Source organism: Kitasatospora sp. NPDC048715, from assembly GCF_043198905.1.
GTDB classification, from domain to species: domain Bacteria; phylum Actinomycetota; class Actinomycetes; order Streptomycetales; family Streptomycetaceae; genus Kitasatospora; species Kitasatospora lactacystinica.
Map to the genome: position 1 here is coordinate 699,009 of NZ_JBICVH010000001.1, position 14,223 is coordinate 713,231.

The window sequence follows — 14,223 nt, forward strand, 5'->3', positions numbered from 1 at the left end:
GACCGATGACGACGACGGCGAAGTTCGACCCCTGGTCGGCGGCCTTCGTGGCCCACCCGTACGACGCGTACGCCGAACTGCGCGAGCACGCGCCGGTGACGTACTTCGAGCCCACGAACCAGTGGCTCGTCTCGCGCCACGAGGACGTCAGCGCCCTGCTGCGCGACCGGCGGCTCGGCCGCACCTACACCCACCGCTTCAGCCACCAGGAGTTCGGCCGCCCCGAGCCCGACCCGGCGCACGAGCCCTTCCACACCCTCAACGACCACGGGCTGCTCGACCTGGAGGCGCCCGACCACACCCGGCTGCGCCGGCTGGTCTCCAAGGCCTTCACCCCGCGCATGGTCGAGGGCCTGCGCCCCACCGTGCGGCGGCTGGCCGGCGAACTGGTCGACGGGCTGCTCGCGGCCGGCGGCGGCGACCTGATCTCCGCCGTCGCCGAGCCGCTGCCGGTCGCCGTGATCGCCGAGATGCTCGGCGTGCCGGAGGGCGACCGCCACCTGCTGCGGCCCTGGTCCGCCGACATCACCGGGATGTTCGAGCTCAACCCCACCGAGGAGACCGCCCGCCGGGCCGTCACCGCGAGCATCGAGTTCTCCGACTACCTGCGCACCCTGATCCGCGAACGCCGGGGCAACCCCGGGACGGACCTGATCAGCGCGCTCATCCAGGCCCAGGAGGGCTCCGACGCGCTCAGCGAGCAGGAGATGATCTCCACCTGCGTGCTGCTGCTCAACGCCGGCCACGAGGCGACCGTCAACACCACCGGCAACGGCTGGTGGGCGCTGTTCCGCAACCCCGGGGAGCTCGCCCGGCTGCGCGGCTCGGTGGACGCACTGCTGCCCACCGCGATCGAGGAGCTGATGCGCTGGGACACCCCGCTGCAGATGTTCGAGCGCTGGGTGCTGGAGGACATCGAGGTCCGCGGCGTCACCATCCCGCGCGGCGCCGAGATCGCCCTGCTCTTCGGCTCCGCCAACCGCGACCCCGAGCGCTTCGCCGACCCGGACCGCCTCGACCTCGGCCGCACCGACAACCCGCACATCACCTTCGGCGCCGGAATCCACTTCTGTCTGGGTGCCCCGCTCGCCAGACTGGAGCTCACCGAGTCCTACGGCACGCTGCTGCGCCGGGCCCCGGGCCTGCGGCTGGTCCGCGAGCCCGAGTGGAACCCGGGCTACGTGATCCGCGGGCTCAAGGAGCTGTTGGTCGAGGTGTGACGGGAAGAGGGGGGAGCTGCCGTGGGCAAGGCGACGGGGGCACTGCTGGGGCTGGCGATCGGCGACGCGATGGGCCGGCCGACCGAGTTCCAGGACATCGAGCGGATCGCCGCCGACCATCCGGACTGGCGGCGGCTCCCGCTGCCGAAGAAGGCGCTGGTCACCGACGACACCCAGATGACGCTCGCCCTCGCCCGCGGCCTGCGCACCGCCCTGGCGCGCGGGACCCTGACGCCCCTGCGGCTGGAACGGCCGGTCCGCGAGGAGTTCGTCGACTGGTGGCGCTCCCCGCAGAACAACCGCGCCCCCGGCATGACCTGCCTGCGGGCCTGCCAGCGGCTCAGCCACGACGAGTACCGCTGGCAGCAGGCCAGCGACGTCGGCTCCAAGGGCTGCGGCGCCAACATGCGGGTCGCCCCGGTCGGGCTGATCCGCGACCTGGACGCCCGGCAGCTCTCCGGCGCCGCCCAGCTGCAGTCCGCGCTCACCCACGGCCACCCGACCGCGCTCGCCGCCAGTGACCTCACCGCGTACGCCGTGCGCAAGCTCGCCGAGGGCGTCCCGCCCGCCGCACTGCCCGGGGTGCTGCGGGCGTACGCGCTGGCGAGCCGCGAGCAGTACGACGCGTTCTGGCTCGGCGACCTCTCCGACCACTGGTACGGCTCCTCGCCGCAGGCCGTCATCGCCCGCGGCTGGGACGAGTGCCTCCAGGTGCTCGACCGGCTGGACGCGGCGCTCGCCGCCCCCGACGTCGAGGCCGACCCGTGCCTGGCCACCGGCGAGGGCTGGGTCGCCGAGGAGGCCTTCGGCACCGGCCTGCTCTGCTTCCTGCTGCTGCCCGACGACCCGGTGGCGGCCGTCCGCCGGGCCGCCTGCTCCAGCGGCGACTCCGACTCGCTGGCCTGCCTGACCGGCGCCTTCGCCGGCGCCCACCACGGCGAGGCGGCCTGGCCGGCCGACTGGGTGGAGCGGATCGAGCACCGGGACGAACTGCTGGAGTTCGGAGCGCTCTGGGACTGATCCGGGGCACGCCGGCCGGGCGGAACCGGTGGGCGGGGCGGCGCGTCGAAGGGCCATGACGAACCGCAGCACCGCAACCCGTCGCACCCTCCGCCGCCCGGCGGCGCTGCTCCTCGCGGCCGCGCTCGCCACGCCGCTGCTCGCCGGTTGCGGCAGCACCGGGGCCGCCGCGCCCGTGGAGCTCCGGGCGTCCGCGCCCGTGAGCCGGCCGGCCGTCGACCCGGCCCAGGTGGCCGCCACCGCGAGCGCCACCGACGCCTTCGGCCTGGACCTGCTGCACGCCCTGACCAGCGAGCCGGACGCCGCCGGGAGCAACCTCGTGGTCTCCCCGTCCGGCCTGGCCACCCTGCTCGCCATGCTGCTGCCCGGAGCCCGCGGCGCCACCGCCGGGGAACTGGCCGAGGCCCTGCACACCGGGCTCGACCCGCGGCAGTACGCGCTCGCCACCGGCGCGCTGAACCGGCCGGTCCCGGCCACCGACAAGCTGACCCTGCGCCGCAGCGACGACGTCTGGACCCAGCAGGGCCTGGCCGTCGAGCCGGACTACCTCGCCACCCTCGCCGCCGCCTTCGACGCCGGGGTCCACCAGGCCGACTTCGCCAAGGACCCGGACGGGGCCCGCAGGACCGTCAACGCGGCCGTGGAGAAGGCCACCGACGGCCGGATCAAGGAGCTGTTCGGCTCGAACGGGATCACGTCGAGCACCCGGCTGGTGCTCACCGACGCGCTGTACCTCAAGGCGAAGTGGGCCTCCGCCTTCAAGCCCTCGCTCACCGCCGACCGCCCGTTCCACAAGCTCGACGGCTCCGCCCCGGCCGTCCCCACGATGGGGCAGAGCGGGGAGTTCAAGTACGCCGACGGCTCCGGCGGGATCGTCGGCGAGCCCTGGCAGGCCGTCGAACTGCCCTACGCGGAGGGCGGGCTGGTGATGGACCTGATCGTCCCCGCGCAGGGCGGCTTCGCCGCGTTCGCCAAGGGCCTGGACCAGCCCCAGCTCGACCGCGTCCTCGGGGCCCTCGCCGAGCGGCCGGTCGACCTCCGGCTGCCGCGCTTCCACTTCGGCACCTCGAAGGAGCTCACCCCCGCGCTGCGCTCGCTCGGCGTGCGGGCGGCCTTCGACGCGGCCGACTTCGGCGGCATCGCCAAGGACCCGCTGGCCGTCGGCACGGTGGTGCAGAAGGCCACGATCGAGGTCGGCGAGGACGGCACGGTCGCGGCGGCCGGCAGCGGTGTCGGGATGGAGGTGATGGCGGTGCCGAACGCCGAACGGCCGGTCCAGGTGTACGTCGACCGGCCGTTCCTGTTCCTGATCCGGGACGCCCGGGGCGGCGCGCCGCTGTTCCTCGGCCAGGTCACCGACCCGCGGGCGGGCTAGTCACCGGGCCGGGTGGTCACCAGGCGGGGTAGCGCCCGCCGAGCCCGGGGTGCAGTGGGTCGCGGCTGCCGAACAGCACCAGCAGGTCGTCGGCGACCTGCCGCAGCTCGGCCCGGCCCTCGACCGCCCCGGCCCACTCGGGGGGCAGCGCGGCGGCGCCGTACGCGGCCCCGACCAGGTTGCCGCAGACCGCGCCGGTCGAGTCGCTGTCCCCCGAGTGGTTCACCGACAGCAGCAGCGCGGTGCGCACCGGGTCGGGGTCCAGGGTGGCCGCCAGCAGCGAGTACACCGCGATGGCCAGGCACTCCTCGGCGGTCCAGCCGAGCCCGACCCGCTCCACCGTCTCCGCGGCCGGCTCGGCCTCCTGGGCCAGCCGCACCGCCCGGGCCAGCGCCTGGACGGTCTCCTTGGAACTCGGCAGCTCGCGGATCTGCTCCACCGTCTCGCCGACCGCCGCCCACGGCTCGGTGCCGTCCGCGAGCCGCTCGACCAGGGCCGCGAAGGCGCCGGCCGCGAGGTAGCCGGTCGGGTGTCCGTGGGTGAGCTGGGCGCACTGCACCGCCAGCCCGAAGGACTGCTCGACACCGAGCCGGGCCAGCCCGAACGGCGCCGAGCGCATCACCGTGCCGCAGCCCTTGGAACCCGGGTTGATCGGCCCCAGCAGCCCGATCGCGGACGGCGCCTCGAACGCCGGATGCTCGGTCACCCCGCTCAGGCAGGCGTTGCCGGGCGCCCGCCGCGCGTACAGGAAGGGCCGGCTCAGCAGCCAGCCGTCGTACGGGCGGGGCTGCGGCTCGGTGTCCGGCGCGCCCTGGTACTGGGTCCGCAGCCAGCGCCGGTAGGCGCCGTGGACGGCCTCCGGCACCGAGCCGCCGCCGCCCGTCCAGCCGCGGACGAAGCCGCGGATCAGGCCCTCGGCGGTGAACAGCGTCATCTGGGTGTCGTCGGTGACCTCGACCGGCCCGGGCCCGGCCGGCAGCGTGGTCACGCCCTGCGGCCCGAACCGGTCCCGGATCTGGTGGAGTTGCTGGAACTCCACCGGCCAGCCCAGCGCATCGCCGATCGCTCCGCCGAGCAGCGCTCCGCGCACCCGGTCCCGGTACCCCGACTCCGCCGCCGGATCCGTCACGTCGCGTCCCCCTTCGTTCGTGGCGGACTACGTTCTATCAGGTCCCCGGGGAATGATCGGCGGGACGGGCCCTACCGGCGGATCGCACCGGCGCGTCCGTGCAGGGCGGCCCGGTCGGCGGCGGCGCGTCCGGCCGCCCAGCCCACGCCGTCGCTGACCCGCACCCGCTGCGAGACCAGCTTCGGGAACAGCCGGTCGACCTGCTCGTCCACCGCCTCGGAGCGGGCGGCGAGCGCGGGCAGCAGCCGCTCGTCCGGCAGCAGCTGCTCCTCGGTGCCGTCCTCGCGCAGGTGCCGGCCGGCCGCGGCGGCGCTGGTGGCGCGCTCGGTCGCGGCGGTCAGCCGCTCGCGGATCCGCGCCGCGTACGCGACCAGGAAGGACTGCCGGAACGCCTTGCTGCGCGAGTCCTTGCGGGAGCCGGCCTTGTTGAGCGCGTGGGTGGCCTGCACCAGCAGCGAGGTGTAGAGCAGCTCGACGCCGTCCAGGTCGCCGTCGAAGCCGACCACGGTGCAGAAGCCGAACTCCTTCGCCCACACCACCCGGCACCGGTTGGCCGCCGCGACCGCGTCCAGCAGCATCGTCTTGGGACCCTCGTACGGGTTGTCCACCCCGATCCGCAGCGCCGCCGGGGTGTCGCGGTCGGCGCCGGCCGCGGCCAGCAGCGCGTCGTCGATGCTGTGCTGGGCCATCAGCTGCTGGGCCTTGGCGGTCAGCGCCTCGGCCTCCTCCGGGTACTCGGTGGATTCGGCCTTGGCCAGCAGCGCCCGGATCCGCGCCAGCATCCGCGGCTCGCCGGTCACCGGCGCCGAGTGCCGCCCCCGGACGGCCTGCCCGGGGGCGGGCCCCACCGGGGCGATCGGCGGCAGCCGGCCCCAGGTGCGCAGCAGCTCCAGGACGGCGGTGGCGAGCGCGAAGCGGTCCAGCCGGTGCCGGTGGGCGAAGGCGCCGAGGTACTCCTCGTCGCCGGACCACCACACCTCGGCCTCCAGCTCGCGCAGCTGCTCCCGCCAGCGCCGGTCCAGGCCGGCCGCGGGGTGGCGGCGGTCCTCGGCGGCGATCAGGTCCACCGCGAGGGCCAGGTGGACGGGCTGCAGCTCCCGCCGCACCACGCGGGCCAGGTCGGCCGGCCGCCATCCGGCGGACCAGCAGCGGCCGACGGCGGCGTCCGCGTGGCCGAGCACCGCCCGGCTCACCTCGGGCCACTGCCCGGCCGAGGCGGCCAGCAGCGAGGCCCCGGTGTCCAGGGCGAGGTCCAGTGCGTCCTCCGGTGCCGTCAGCACCGACCGCACCGCCTGCTCCAGCAGCGGCCCGGCGGTCCCGGCCTGCTGCGCTCGCTCGCCCACGGTGTGTCCCTGCTCTCCTCGACGGTCCGGCCTCCTGCCCATGATGCCGGAGCCGCGGCGGAGACCGTCCGGCGCTCGGGCCGGCGGGGCCCGCGGCTCAGCGCTCGATGGCCTTGGCCAGGATCTCCGGCGTGCGCTCCAGCAGCCGGCCCGCGGCCATCCGCACGCCCAGCGTCGCGACCAGGGCGCCGTACAGCGGGCCGACCAGCAGCACCGGCCAGCTCGGCCCGTCCGAGACCAGCGCCCAGGCGAGGTAGCCGCCGACCGGCAGTGCCAGCACCGTGACGCCGAGCATCGAGCCGAACTGGTTGAGCAGGATCAGCCCGCCCTGTCCGGGGGCGGCGTTGCGCATCGGGTTGCTGTCGGCCGGCATGGTGTAGGGCGCCAGCACGCTGAACATCGAGCCCAGCGCGATCCCGCAGCCGAGGAGGGTCAGCGCCAGGCCGAGCGCGGACGGCAGCTCGCCCCACCGGCCGGTGACGGCCGCCAGCACCAGCCCCAGCACCACCGTCACCGGGACGGCGTACGACAGCACCGCGTACGCCCGGCCGCGCAGCTCGGACCGGGCGTCGGCCGGGGTGCGCAGGGTGGCGGCGACCATCCAGAACGCCGAGCCGTCCATGCCGAACAGGTTGAGCATCTGCAGTCCGAGGAACACCCCGGTCATCGCCAGCAGGTAGACGCTCGCCCAGCCCTGGACCATCGACAGCACGCAGATCACCAGCGTCATCCCGATGCTGGTGAACAGCGCGGCCTTGGCCCGCGGCTCGCGCCAGGCGTACCGCAGGTGGCGCTGCATCACCGCGCCGGTGCGGCCCTGGGGCAGGAAGCGCCAGCCGCGCGAGTTCTGCACCCCCCGGGCCACCTCCAGGGTGGAGGAGTCGGCGGTGACCATCAGCTCCTGCAGGCTCCGCCGCCACCAGCGCAGCAGCAGTGCCAGCAGCGCGGCGGCCGCGGCGAGCTGGAGCAGCGCGAGCCCGTACCGGCCCTCGCCGGCGGTGCGCGGCGCGTCCGCCGCGCTGATCGGCGGGATCCAGCGCAGCACCGAGGCGATCGGCTTCAGCGGGGTGAGGTCGATCGGTCCGCCCCGACGGCCGAGGATGCTCTGCGAGCCGACGTTGGCGACCTGCACCAGCAGCGCGAAGGCCAGCCCGCCGAAGATCGCGAAGTCCTTGCCGCGCCGGCTGGAGAGCATCCGGGCGTTGCCCGCGGCGACCGCCCGGGAGAGCGTGACCAGGCAGAGCACCGCGAGCGGTACGGCGGGCACCGCGACCGCGGCCGAGGCGCCGCCGGTCGCGCCGGCCAGCACCGCGCCGGCCACCAGCACCAGGCTGATCAGCGGCCCCGGTCCGATCAGCGCGGCCAGCAGCGAGCCGCGCAGCAGCGGGCCGGGTCGCAGCGGCAGCATGGTCAGCCGGGTCGGGTCGGCGCTCTCGTCGCTGGAGAAGAGGAACAGCGGCAGGGCGGCCCAGCCCAGGGCCAGCACGCCGAGCAGCATCACCCCGGCGTCCCCGGAGCCCGCGTAGCGCCCGTTCAGCGCGCTCATGGCGACGGCGACGCCGGCCGCGAGGGCCAGGCCCGCGACGCCGCCGATCACGTAGACGGTGGTCCGGCCGGGGCTGCGCCGCAGCCCGTTGCGCAGCAGCCGCAGCTTGAGCGCGACCAGGGCGCGCACCACCGTCCGCCCGTCGGGCACCGAGGCCGTGCGCGTGGCCTCGCTCCGCTCGGTCACAGGGCACCCCCGGGCTGCCCGCCGCCGAGCCAGCCGAGCGCCTGCCCGTCGTCTTCGCGCACGCCGATCAGGTCCAGGAAGGCCTCGTGCAGGCTGCGCCCGCCCCGTACGGTGTCCAGCGGTCCCTGGGCGATCACCTGGCCGGCGTTGACCACGGCGACCCAGTCGCAGAGCTGTTCGACCAGCTCCATCACGTGACTGGAGAAGACCACCGTGGAGCCGGCCGCCGCGTACCGCTTGAGCACGCCGCGGATGGTCTGGGCGGAGACCGGGTCGACGCCCTCGAAGGGCTCGTCCAGGAACAGCACGTCCGGGTTGTGCAGCAGCGCCGCGGCCAGGCCGATCTTCTTGCGCATGCCGGTGGAGTAGTCGGCGACCAGCTTGTCGGAGTCGCGGCCGAGGTCCAGGACGGCCAGCAGCTCCTCGGCCCGCCGGTCCACCTCGGCGCCGGGCAGGCCGCGCAGCCGCCCGGTGTACTGGAGCAGCTCGCGCCCGCTGAGCCGCTCGAACATCCGCAGGCCCTCGGGCAGGATGCCGATCCGCGCCTTGACCGTGACCGGGTCCGCCCACACGTCGGTGCCGTGCACCAGGACGGTGCCCTGGTCGGGCCGGAGCAGCCCGGTGACCATCGACAGCGTGGTGGTCTTGCCGGCGCCGTTCGGCCCGACCAGGCCGATGAACGCCCCGGCCGGCAGCTCCAGGCTCAGCCCGGCCACCGCGGCCTGGGTGCCGAAGTGCTTCCAGAGCCCCTGGATGCTGACGGCGGACGGGGTTCCCGGCCCGGGGAGGTCGGAGGACGGCGGCGCTGACGCCTGCATGGCGGCCTTCTCTGCTCGTGGTGGTGGAGTGGTGGGCATCGTGCTGGTGGAAGCTCTCGGGGCTCAGCCTGTCACTGCTCGAACAGGCTGTCGCCCGAGTTGAGCATCCCCTGAGCACATCCGCCGAACGGGTGAGGCTCGCCGACCAATATCCTCTTCTCGGCGGCTACTGGGCCGATTTGGCAACTACTCAGTTCGGCCGTTCGTCCTGCACTATGAGGAAGCAGTGACGTGCGCGGGGGTGCCGCGCTACCGGGAGGTGGCGGATGTCCGTACAACCATGGGGCGAGCCCGGTTCCGGCTATCCGCCCGGCAAGCGGTCGGCGGGGGGCTGGCAGCCGGTGCCCGCGCCCGCGGTGTCGTCGCAGGCGGCGATGCGGGCGGGCCACGCGGACCGGGACCGGACGCTCGACGTGCTCAAGGCCGCGTTCGCCGAGGGGCGGCTCTCCGTCCAGGAGTACGAGCAGCGCCACGAGGCCGTGGCCGCGGCGCAGACCTACGGTCAGCTGGCCGTGCTGGTGGCCGACCTGCCCTCCGGGCCGATGACGGCGCCGCCGGCCGCCGCCGCCACGCCGGTTCCGGCCACCTTCATGGCCGTCCCGCCGCCGCCGCAGGCCCGCCCCACCAACGTGCTCGCGGTGGTCTCCCTGGTGGCCAGTCTGGTCGGCCTCTCCGCGCCCGCCGTGATCACCGGCCACATCGCCCGCTCGGAGATCCGCCGCCGCAACATGGACGGCGACTGGGCGGCCGTCCTCGGCCTGGTCATCGGCTACCTGGGGTGCGCGTTCTGGACCCTGATGATCCTCCTCGGCTTCGCCTGAGGCCCACCCGGTCGGGTGATCCCACGGCGGTCGGCCGTTCTTCCCGATGGGGCCTTCCTCAGACGGAGGACCTATGATGCCCGGGGCTGCCGCCGCGCACCCGGAAGCAGTACGTTCTCCGTCACCGGCCGACGCCGAAGGGCCGGGCGGGCCGAGCGAGCGACCACGAGCTGAGGACCGTGCCAGTGACAGTCAGTGCCCAAGAGGCCTCCAGGATCCCGCCGAGCGGAGGGCGTTCGCTGGTCGGTGGATCCGCGGGCCGCTCCGTGGCCCGGCTCCGGACGTCGGCTCCGGCACTGCTCGCGGGCGAGGCCGTGGTCTCCTTCCTGGCCGCCCTGGTGCTCCCGCTGATGGCGCGCGGCTTCCAGATGGACCCGCTGAACCGGATCGCCCAGGTGAGCGGTCTCGCCGCGGTGCAGCTGCGGTTCGCGGTCATCGGCTTCCTCCTGCTCGGCGCGGTCGTGCTAGCGATGCGCTTCCGCTCGGGTCGGCACTTCGGCCTGGCGTCCCGTTTCTCCTCGGCCGCCATCGCCGGTCTCGCCAGCGGCTTCGTGGCGGCCGGCGCGGTCATCGCGCTGCTCGGCACGCCCTGGCCGATGTTCGGCATGAACGGCGACAGCCAGCGCATCGTCGAGTGGGCCCACGCGGTGGTGAACGGTCAGCCCTCGGGCTCGCCGGTCTACCCGCCGGCGCCGCTCTACACCCTGGGCTTCTACGCGGAGCTGTTCCGCGGCGGCAACACCGCGTACGCCTTCAAGGACCTGCAGATCTTCGGCGCCGCCGCGTTCGGCCCGCTGGTCTACCTCTCGTGGCGCATGCTGCTCAGCCCGGTCCGCGCACTGGCCTTCGGCGTGCTGCCGGCCTTCGCCCTGATCGACGCCTACAAGCCGTACAGCCAGACCGTGCTGGTGGTCCTGGTGCCCGTGCTGGTCGCCGTGGTGGTGCACCTGCGCCGGAGCGGGACGGACGGCTGGCGGCTGCTGCTGCTGAAGGCGGGCGGCTTCGGGGCGTTGCTGGGCCTGATGTTCCTCACGTACTCCGGCTGGTTCCTGTGGAGCGCCCTCGGCGTGCTGGTCGCGGCGCTGATGTACTTCCCCTGGCACGAAGACCGGCGCAAGGGCCTGGCGTACCTCGGTACCACCGGGGTCGCCTTCCTGCTGGTCTGCGGCAGCTACCTGGTGACCATGCTGACGGAGGCCCCGGACACCAAGGACTCCAACTTCCGCTTCGACAACTTCACCGACCCGGCGTACTTCCTGATGTGGCGTACGGACATGCCGGGCAAGGTGGGGGACTGGCCGATCCCCGGCGAGTTCGGCGGCATGGACCTGTTCGCGGTGGTGATGTTCGTCGCACTGGGCGCGGCCCTCTGGCTTGGCATCCGCAAGCCGGTGATCGTCACCATCAGCTGCATGTTCGCGAGCGCCTGGGTGATGCGGATGTTCATCGCCTCGCACATGTACGAGACGCAGACGGTCCAGCTCTACACCCGGACCAACAACCAGCTGCTCTACTGCGGCCTGCTGCTCTGCGCCCTGCTCGCCCACCTGGTCTCGCTCCGGCTGGCCGAGCGCCGCCGGGCCGCCGAGGCCGCGGAGGCCGCCGGGACGGCCGGAACCGCCGGAACGGCCCTGCCGGGTCCGCAGGCGGCCGTGATCGGTACGCTGTTCGCTCTTCTCTTCCTGTTCGGTACGGTCTCCTCGTCGATGGCGGACCGCTACATGCCGGCGAAGGAGGACACCTACCGCATCCTGCCGTGGGTGTCGCACACCATGCAGAACCTCGACGGCACCTGCCCGAAGTTCGCGCCGGGTGGGCAGTGCTCCAAGACCGGTGACCAGTCATGGCTCAGCATGATCAAGTAACCAGTTCCCGCCCATGAGCCCGAACTGACCCCGAAGGCCCAATCCTGATGATGATCACCGCCGTCAAGAGCCTCGCCGACCGGCTCGTCTCCTCACCGAGGCGTCTGTGGGTCGTGGCGTTCGCGATCCTGTTCGCACTGAGTGGGGCCTGGGCGTTCGCTTCGCCGACCGGCGCCTCGCCGGACGAGCACGCACACCTGATCCGGGCGGCGGCCGTCGCCCGGGGCCAGGTCGAGGGACGGGAGGTCATGGTCCCGCACCTGGTGGGCGGCATCGAGGGCCAGTTCGCCGAGACCGGGGTCGAGCTCCCGCGCATCTACCAGGACCTCAAGGACGTCAACAGCTGCTACGTCTTCAAGCCCGAGCAGCCGGCCTCCTGCGCGCCCCGGCTCGTGGACCGCCCGGGGGAGACCCTGGTGACCACCGCGGCGGGCCGCTACCACCCGGCGTACTACTTCGCGGTGGGCTGGCCCAGCCTCCTGGTCCACGGGGCCAAGGCCTTCTACCTGATGCGCCTGATGTCGGCGCTGATCTGCTCCGCCCTGGTGGCGAGCGCGGTGGTCTCGGCGGCGGAGTGGCGGCGGCGCTCCTTCACCCTGCTCGGCGTGATCACCGCGGCCACGCCGATGGCGCTGTTCCTGTTCGGCGTGGTCAACCCGAGCGGTCCGGAGATCGCGGCGGGCATCCTGGTCTGGAGCGCCGGGCTGCCGATGCTGATGAGCCCGGACCCGCTCCTGCTGAACCGCCGGCTGGCGCGGCTGGGAATCGGCGCGCTGGTGCTGATCAGCATCCGCCCGCTGGGCCTGATCTGGTTCGCCGGGGCCCTGTTCTTCGCGCTGCTGCTGGGCCAGAAGGGGGCGGTGCGCGAAGTGCTCCGCCGCAAGGTGACCTGGCTCTGGGGCGGCCTGGCGGCGGCGGGGGCCGTCGCGGCCCTGGCCTGGTCGTCGAGCCACCCGGACAACTCGATCATCAACACCCCGAGCGACCTCACCCCGCTCGCCGCGGCCCGGAAGACCTTCGACTTCGGCCTGCTCTACATGAAGCAGATGATCGGCTACTTCGGCTGGCTGGACGCCGAGGCGCCGGCCGCGACGCTGCTGGTCTGGTGCGGTGTGGCGCTCGCCCTGGCGATGTTCGCGCTCTGCTACGCCCGGTTCCGCGACGCCCTGGCGATCGTCGGCGTGATGGCCGGCATCGTGGTGATACCGATAGCGGCACAGGCCATGCAGGCGCGCCAGCTGGGCATGATCTGGCAGGGCCGCTACCTGCTGCCGTTCGCCGTCGGACTGCCGATCCTGTGCGCCGCGATCTGCCACGAGCGGCTGCCCTGGGGCGGCTTCGCCTGGCGCCGGCTGCTGGTGATCGCCGGCTTCTCGCTGTCCCTGGTCAACGCCGCGGCCTTCCTCTGGGCGCTGCGCCGCAACACCGTCGGCAGCACCGGCCCGCTGCTGATCAACCCGGCCCACTGGTCCCCGCCCGGCACCTGGATGCTCTGGCTGGCCGTGTACACGCTGGCCGCGCTCGCGCTGGGGCTGTTCACGGCGGTGTCGGACAACCGGGAGCGCCCGCTGCCGCAGTCGGCAGGGGCGGCCGGCGGCAGCGCCAGCCAGGACCCGCCCCGGCTCGCCGGGGCCCACGCGGAGGCGTAGGGTCGCGGTGCGGGGGCTGCCCGGTTGTGGTAGGGAGCCCCGCCCCGGCCCGGTTCCCGGCCCGCTTTCGGTGCAAGCCCCGCGACCTGCGGCGTTGCATTTGTTTTGACCGAGCCCGATGCGCTAGGTACGCTCTGACCTTGTGCCTGGGGTGTCCCCGGGTCCTTGTGCGTGCATGCACACCGGTCGCCGCGCCGAGCCGGAGCGCTTCCCAGCGCGCCGCGCGTAGAGCGCCGTCGCTGTACAGCAGCCATGGGATTCCGTGTCGTAACAAGCCCAACACACCCGACCGCGTGGGTCGACCACGGGGCCGTGTGCGAGGGAGACATCGCAGGTTAGTTCCACCAAGCCTTGGCACACAGAAAACGGAGAAACGGTGCCTACGATCCAGCAGCTGGTCCGAAAGGGCCGGCAGGACAAGGTCGAGAAGAACAAGACTCCCGCGCTGAAGGGTTCCCCGCAGCGCCGTGGGGTCTGCACGCGTGTGTACACGACCACCCCGAAGAAGCCGAACTCGGCTCTCCGCAAGGTCGCCCGTGTGCGCCTCACCAGCGGGATCGAGGTCACCGCTTACATCCCGGGCGAGGGCCACAACCTGCAGGAGCACTCCATCGTGCTGGTGCGCGGTGGTCGTGTGAAGGACCTTCCTGGTGTCCGCTACAAGATCATCCGCGGTTCGCTCGACACCCAGGGTGTCAAGAACCGCAAGCAGGCCCGCAGCCGCTACGGCGCCAAGAAGGAGAAGTAAGAATGCCTCGTAAGGGCCCCGCCCCGAAGCGCCCGGTCATCATCGACCCGGTTTACGGCTCCCCGGTCGTCACCCAGCTGGTCAACAAGATCCTGCTGCACGGCAAGCGCTCCACCGCTGAGCGGATCGTCTACGGCGCCCTCGAGGGCGTCCGTGAGAAGACCGGCTCGGACCCGGTCGTCACGCTGAAGCGCGCGCTGGAGAACGTCAAGCCGGCCCTCGAGGTCAAGTCCCGCCGTGTCGGTGGCGCGACCTACCAGGTTCCGGTCGAGGTCCGTCCGGGCCGCGCCAGCACCCTGGCGCTGCGCTGGATGGTCGGTTACTCCCGCGCCCGTCGCGAGAAGACCATGACCGAGCGCCTGATGAACGAGATCCTCGACGCCAGCAACGGCCTGGGCGCTTCCGTGAAGCGTCGTGAGGACACCCACAAGATGGCCGAGTCCAACAAGGCCTTCGCGCACTACCGCTGGTAGTCCCTACCCCGTCACTAGACAGAGAGAGAA

The 14,223-nt window shown here is 73.3% G+C and carries 12 protein-coding genes; 8 read left to right on the top strand and 4 right to left on the bottom strand.

Annotation, left to right across the window (positions count from 1 at the left end):
• The first annotated feature begins 5 nt into the window (after positions 1-5).
• The 3 genes from ACGFSC_RS03215 to ACGFSC_RS03225 are packed head-to-tail and all read left to right on the top strand — an operon-like array spanning position 6 to position 3,615.
• Entirely contained in the window at positions 6-1,220 is a 1,215-nt protein-coding gene (locus ACGFSC_RS03215; RefSeq protein ID WP_359897533.1) for a cytochrome P450, read from the top strand.
• A 21-nt stretch (positions 1,221-1,241) separates the two neighbouring features.
• Complete coding sequence (locus ACGFSC_RS03220) at positions 1,242-2,240, top strand: ADP-ribosylglycohydrolase family protein (protein ID WP_359897532.1); 999 nt, start codon at positions 1,242-1,244, stop codon at positions 2,238-2,240.
• Between the two features lie 55 nt (positions 2,241-2,295).
• The gene (locus ACGFSC_RS03225) at positions 2,296-3,615 is read left to right on the top strand and encodes a serpin family protein (RefSeq protein ID WP_359897531.1); all 1,320 of its coding nucleotides are present in this window, start codon (positions 2,296-2,298) and stop codon (positions 3,613-3,615) included.
• A 16-nt stretch (positions 3,616-3,631) separates the two neighbouring features.
• On the opposite strand, the gene ACGFSC_RS03230 is transcribed toward ACGFSC_RS03225, so the two are convergent.
• From ACGFSC_RS03230 to ACGFSC_RS03245, 4 genes are all read right to left on the bottom strand, one after another.
• On the bottom strand, positions 3,632-4,744 hold the full coding sequence (locus tag ACGFSC_RS03230) for an ADP-ribosylglycohydrolase family protein (protein ID WP_359897530.1): 1,113 nt from the start codon (positions 4,742-4,744) through the stop codon (positions 3,632-3,634).
• Between the two features lie 71 nt (positions 4,745-4,815).
• A complete protein-coding gene (locus ACGFSC_RS03235; RefSeq protein ID WP_359897529.1) occupies positions 4,816-6,087 on the bottom strand; it encodes a DUF2786 domain-containing protein in 1,272 nt (423 codons plus the stop codon).
• A 97-nt stretch (positions 6,088-6,184) separates the two neighbouring features.
• A complete protein-coding gene (locus ACGFSC_RS03240) occupies positions 6,185-7,819 on the bottom strand; it encodes a transporter (protein WP_359897528.1) in 1,635 nt (544 codons plus the stop codon).
• Positions 7,816-8,637, bottom strand: a complete 822-nt coding sequence (locus ACGFSC_RS03245) for an ABC transporter ATP-binding protein (RefSeq protein WP_359897527.1) — start codon at positions 8,635-8,637, stop codon at positions 7,816-7,818. The genes ACGFSC_RS03240 and ACGFSC_RS03245 overlap by 4 nt, the downstream gene beginning before the upstream one ends.
• 266 nt (positions 8,638-8,903) lie before the next feature.
• Here ACGFSC_RS03245 and ACGFSC_RS03250 point away from each other — a divergent pair, with 266 nt between their 5' ends.
• From ACGFSC_RS03250 to rpsG, 5 genes are all read left to right on the top strand, one after another.
• Positions 8,904-9,458: a DUF1707 and DUF4190 domain-containing protein gene (locus ACGFSC_RS03250; RefSeq protein WP_359897526.1), complete on the top strand. Its 555-nt coding sequence runs from the start codon at positions 8,904-8,906 to the stop codon at positions 9,456-9,458.
• A 266-nt stretch (positions 9,459-9,724) separates the two neighbouring features.
• A complete protein-coding gene (locus ACGFSC_RS03255; RefSeq protein WP_359897525.1) occupies positions 9,725-11,323 on the top strand; it encodes a hypothetical protein in 1,599 nt (532 codons plus the stop codon).
• 47 nt (positions 11,324-11,370) lie between these two features.
• Positions 11,371-12,972: a DUF2142 domain-containing protein gene (locus ACGFSC_RS03260; RefSeq protein WP_359897524.1), complete on the top strand. Its 1,602-nt coding sequence runs from the start codon at positions 11,371-11,373 to the stop codon at positions 12,970-12,972.
• Positions 12,973-13,348: 376 nt separating this feature from the next.
• Positions 13,349-13,720 carry a 30S ribosomal protein S12 gene (gene rpsL / locus ACGFSC_RS03265; protein WP_014144289.1) on the top strand — a complete coding sequence of 124 codons (372 nt, stop codon included), beginning with the start codon at positions 13,349-13,351 and terminating at the stop codon, positions 13,718-13,720.
• 2 nt (positions 13,721-13,722) lie between these two features.
• A complete protein-coding gene (rpsG, locus tag ACGFSC_RS03270; protein ID WP_030055803.1) occupies positions 13,723-14,193 on the top strand; it encodes a 30S ribosomal protein S7 in 471 nt (156 codons plus the stop codon).
• Positions 14,194-14,223: the final 30 nt, after the last annotated feature.

What these genes read in the sequence shown, in the direction of transcription:
- ACGFSC_RS03215 (WP_359897533.1), top strand. Translation starts at nt 6, where the DNA reads ATGACGACGACGGCGAAGTTCGACCCCTGGTCGGCGGCCTTCGTGGCC.
- ACGFSC_RS03225 (WP_359897531.1), top strand. Translation starts at nt 2,296, where the DNA reads ATGACGAACCGCAGCACCGCAACCCGTCGCACCCTCCGCCGCCCGGCG.
- ACGFSC_RS03245 (WP_359897527.1), bottom strand. Translation starts at nt 8,637, where the DNA reads ATGCAGGCGTCAGCGCCGCCGTCCTCCGACCTCCCCGGGCCGGGAACC.
- ACGFSC_RS03250 (WP_359897526.1), top strand. Translation starts at nt 8,904, where the DNA reads ATGTCCGTACAACCATGGGGCGAGCCCGGTTCCGGCTATCCGCCCGGC.
- ACGFSC_RS03260 (WP_359897524.1), top strand. Translation starts at nt 11,371, where the DNA reads ATGATGATCACCGCCGTCAAGAGCCTCGCCGACCGGCTCGTCTCCTCA.
- rpsG (WP_030055803.1), top strand. Translation starts at nt 13,723, where the DNA reads ATGCCTCGTAAGGGCCCCGCCCCGAAGCGCCCGGTCATCATCGACCCG.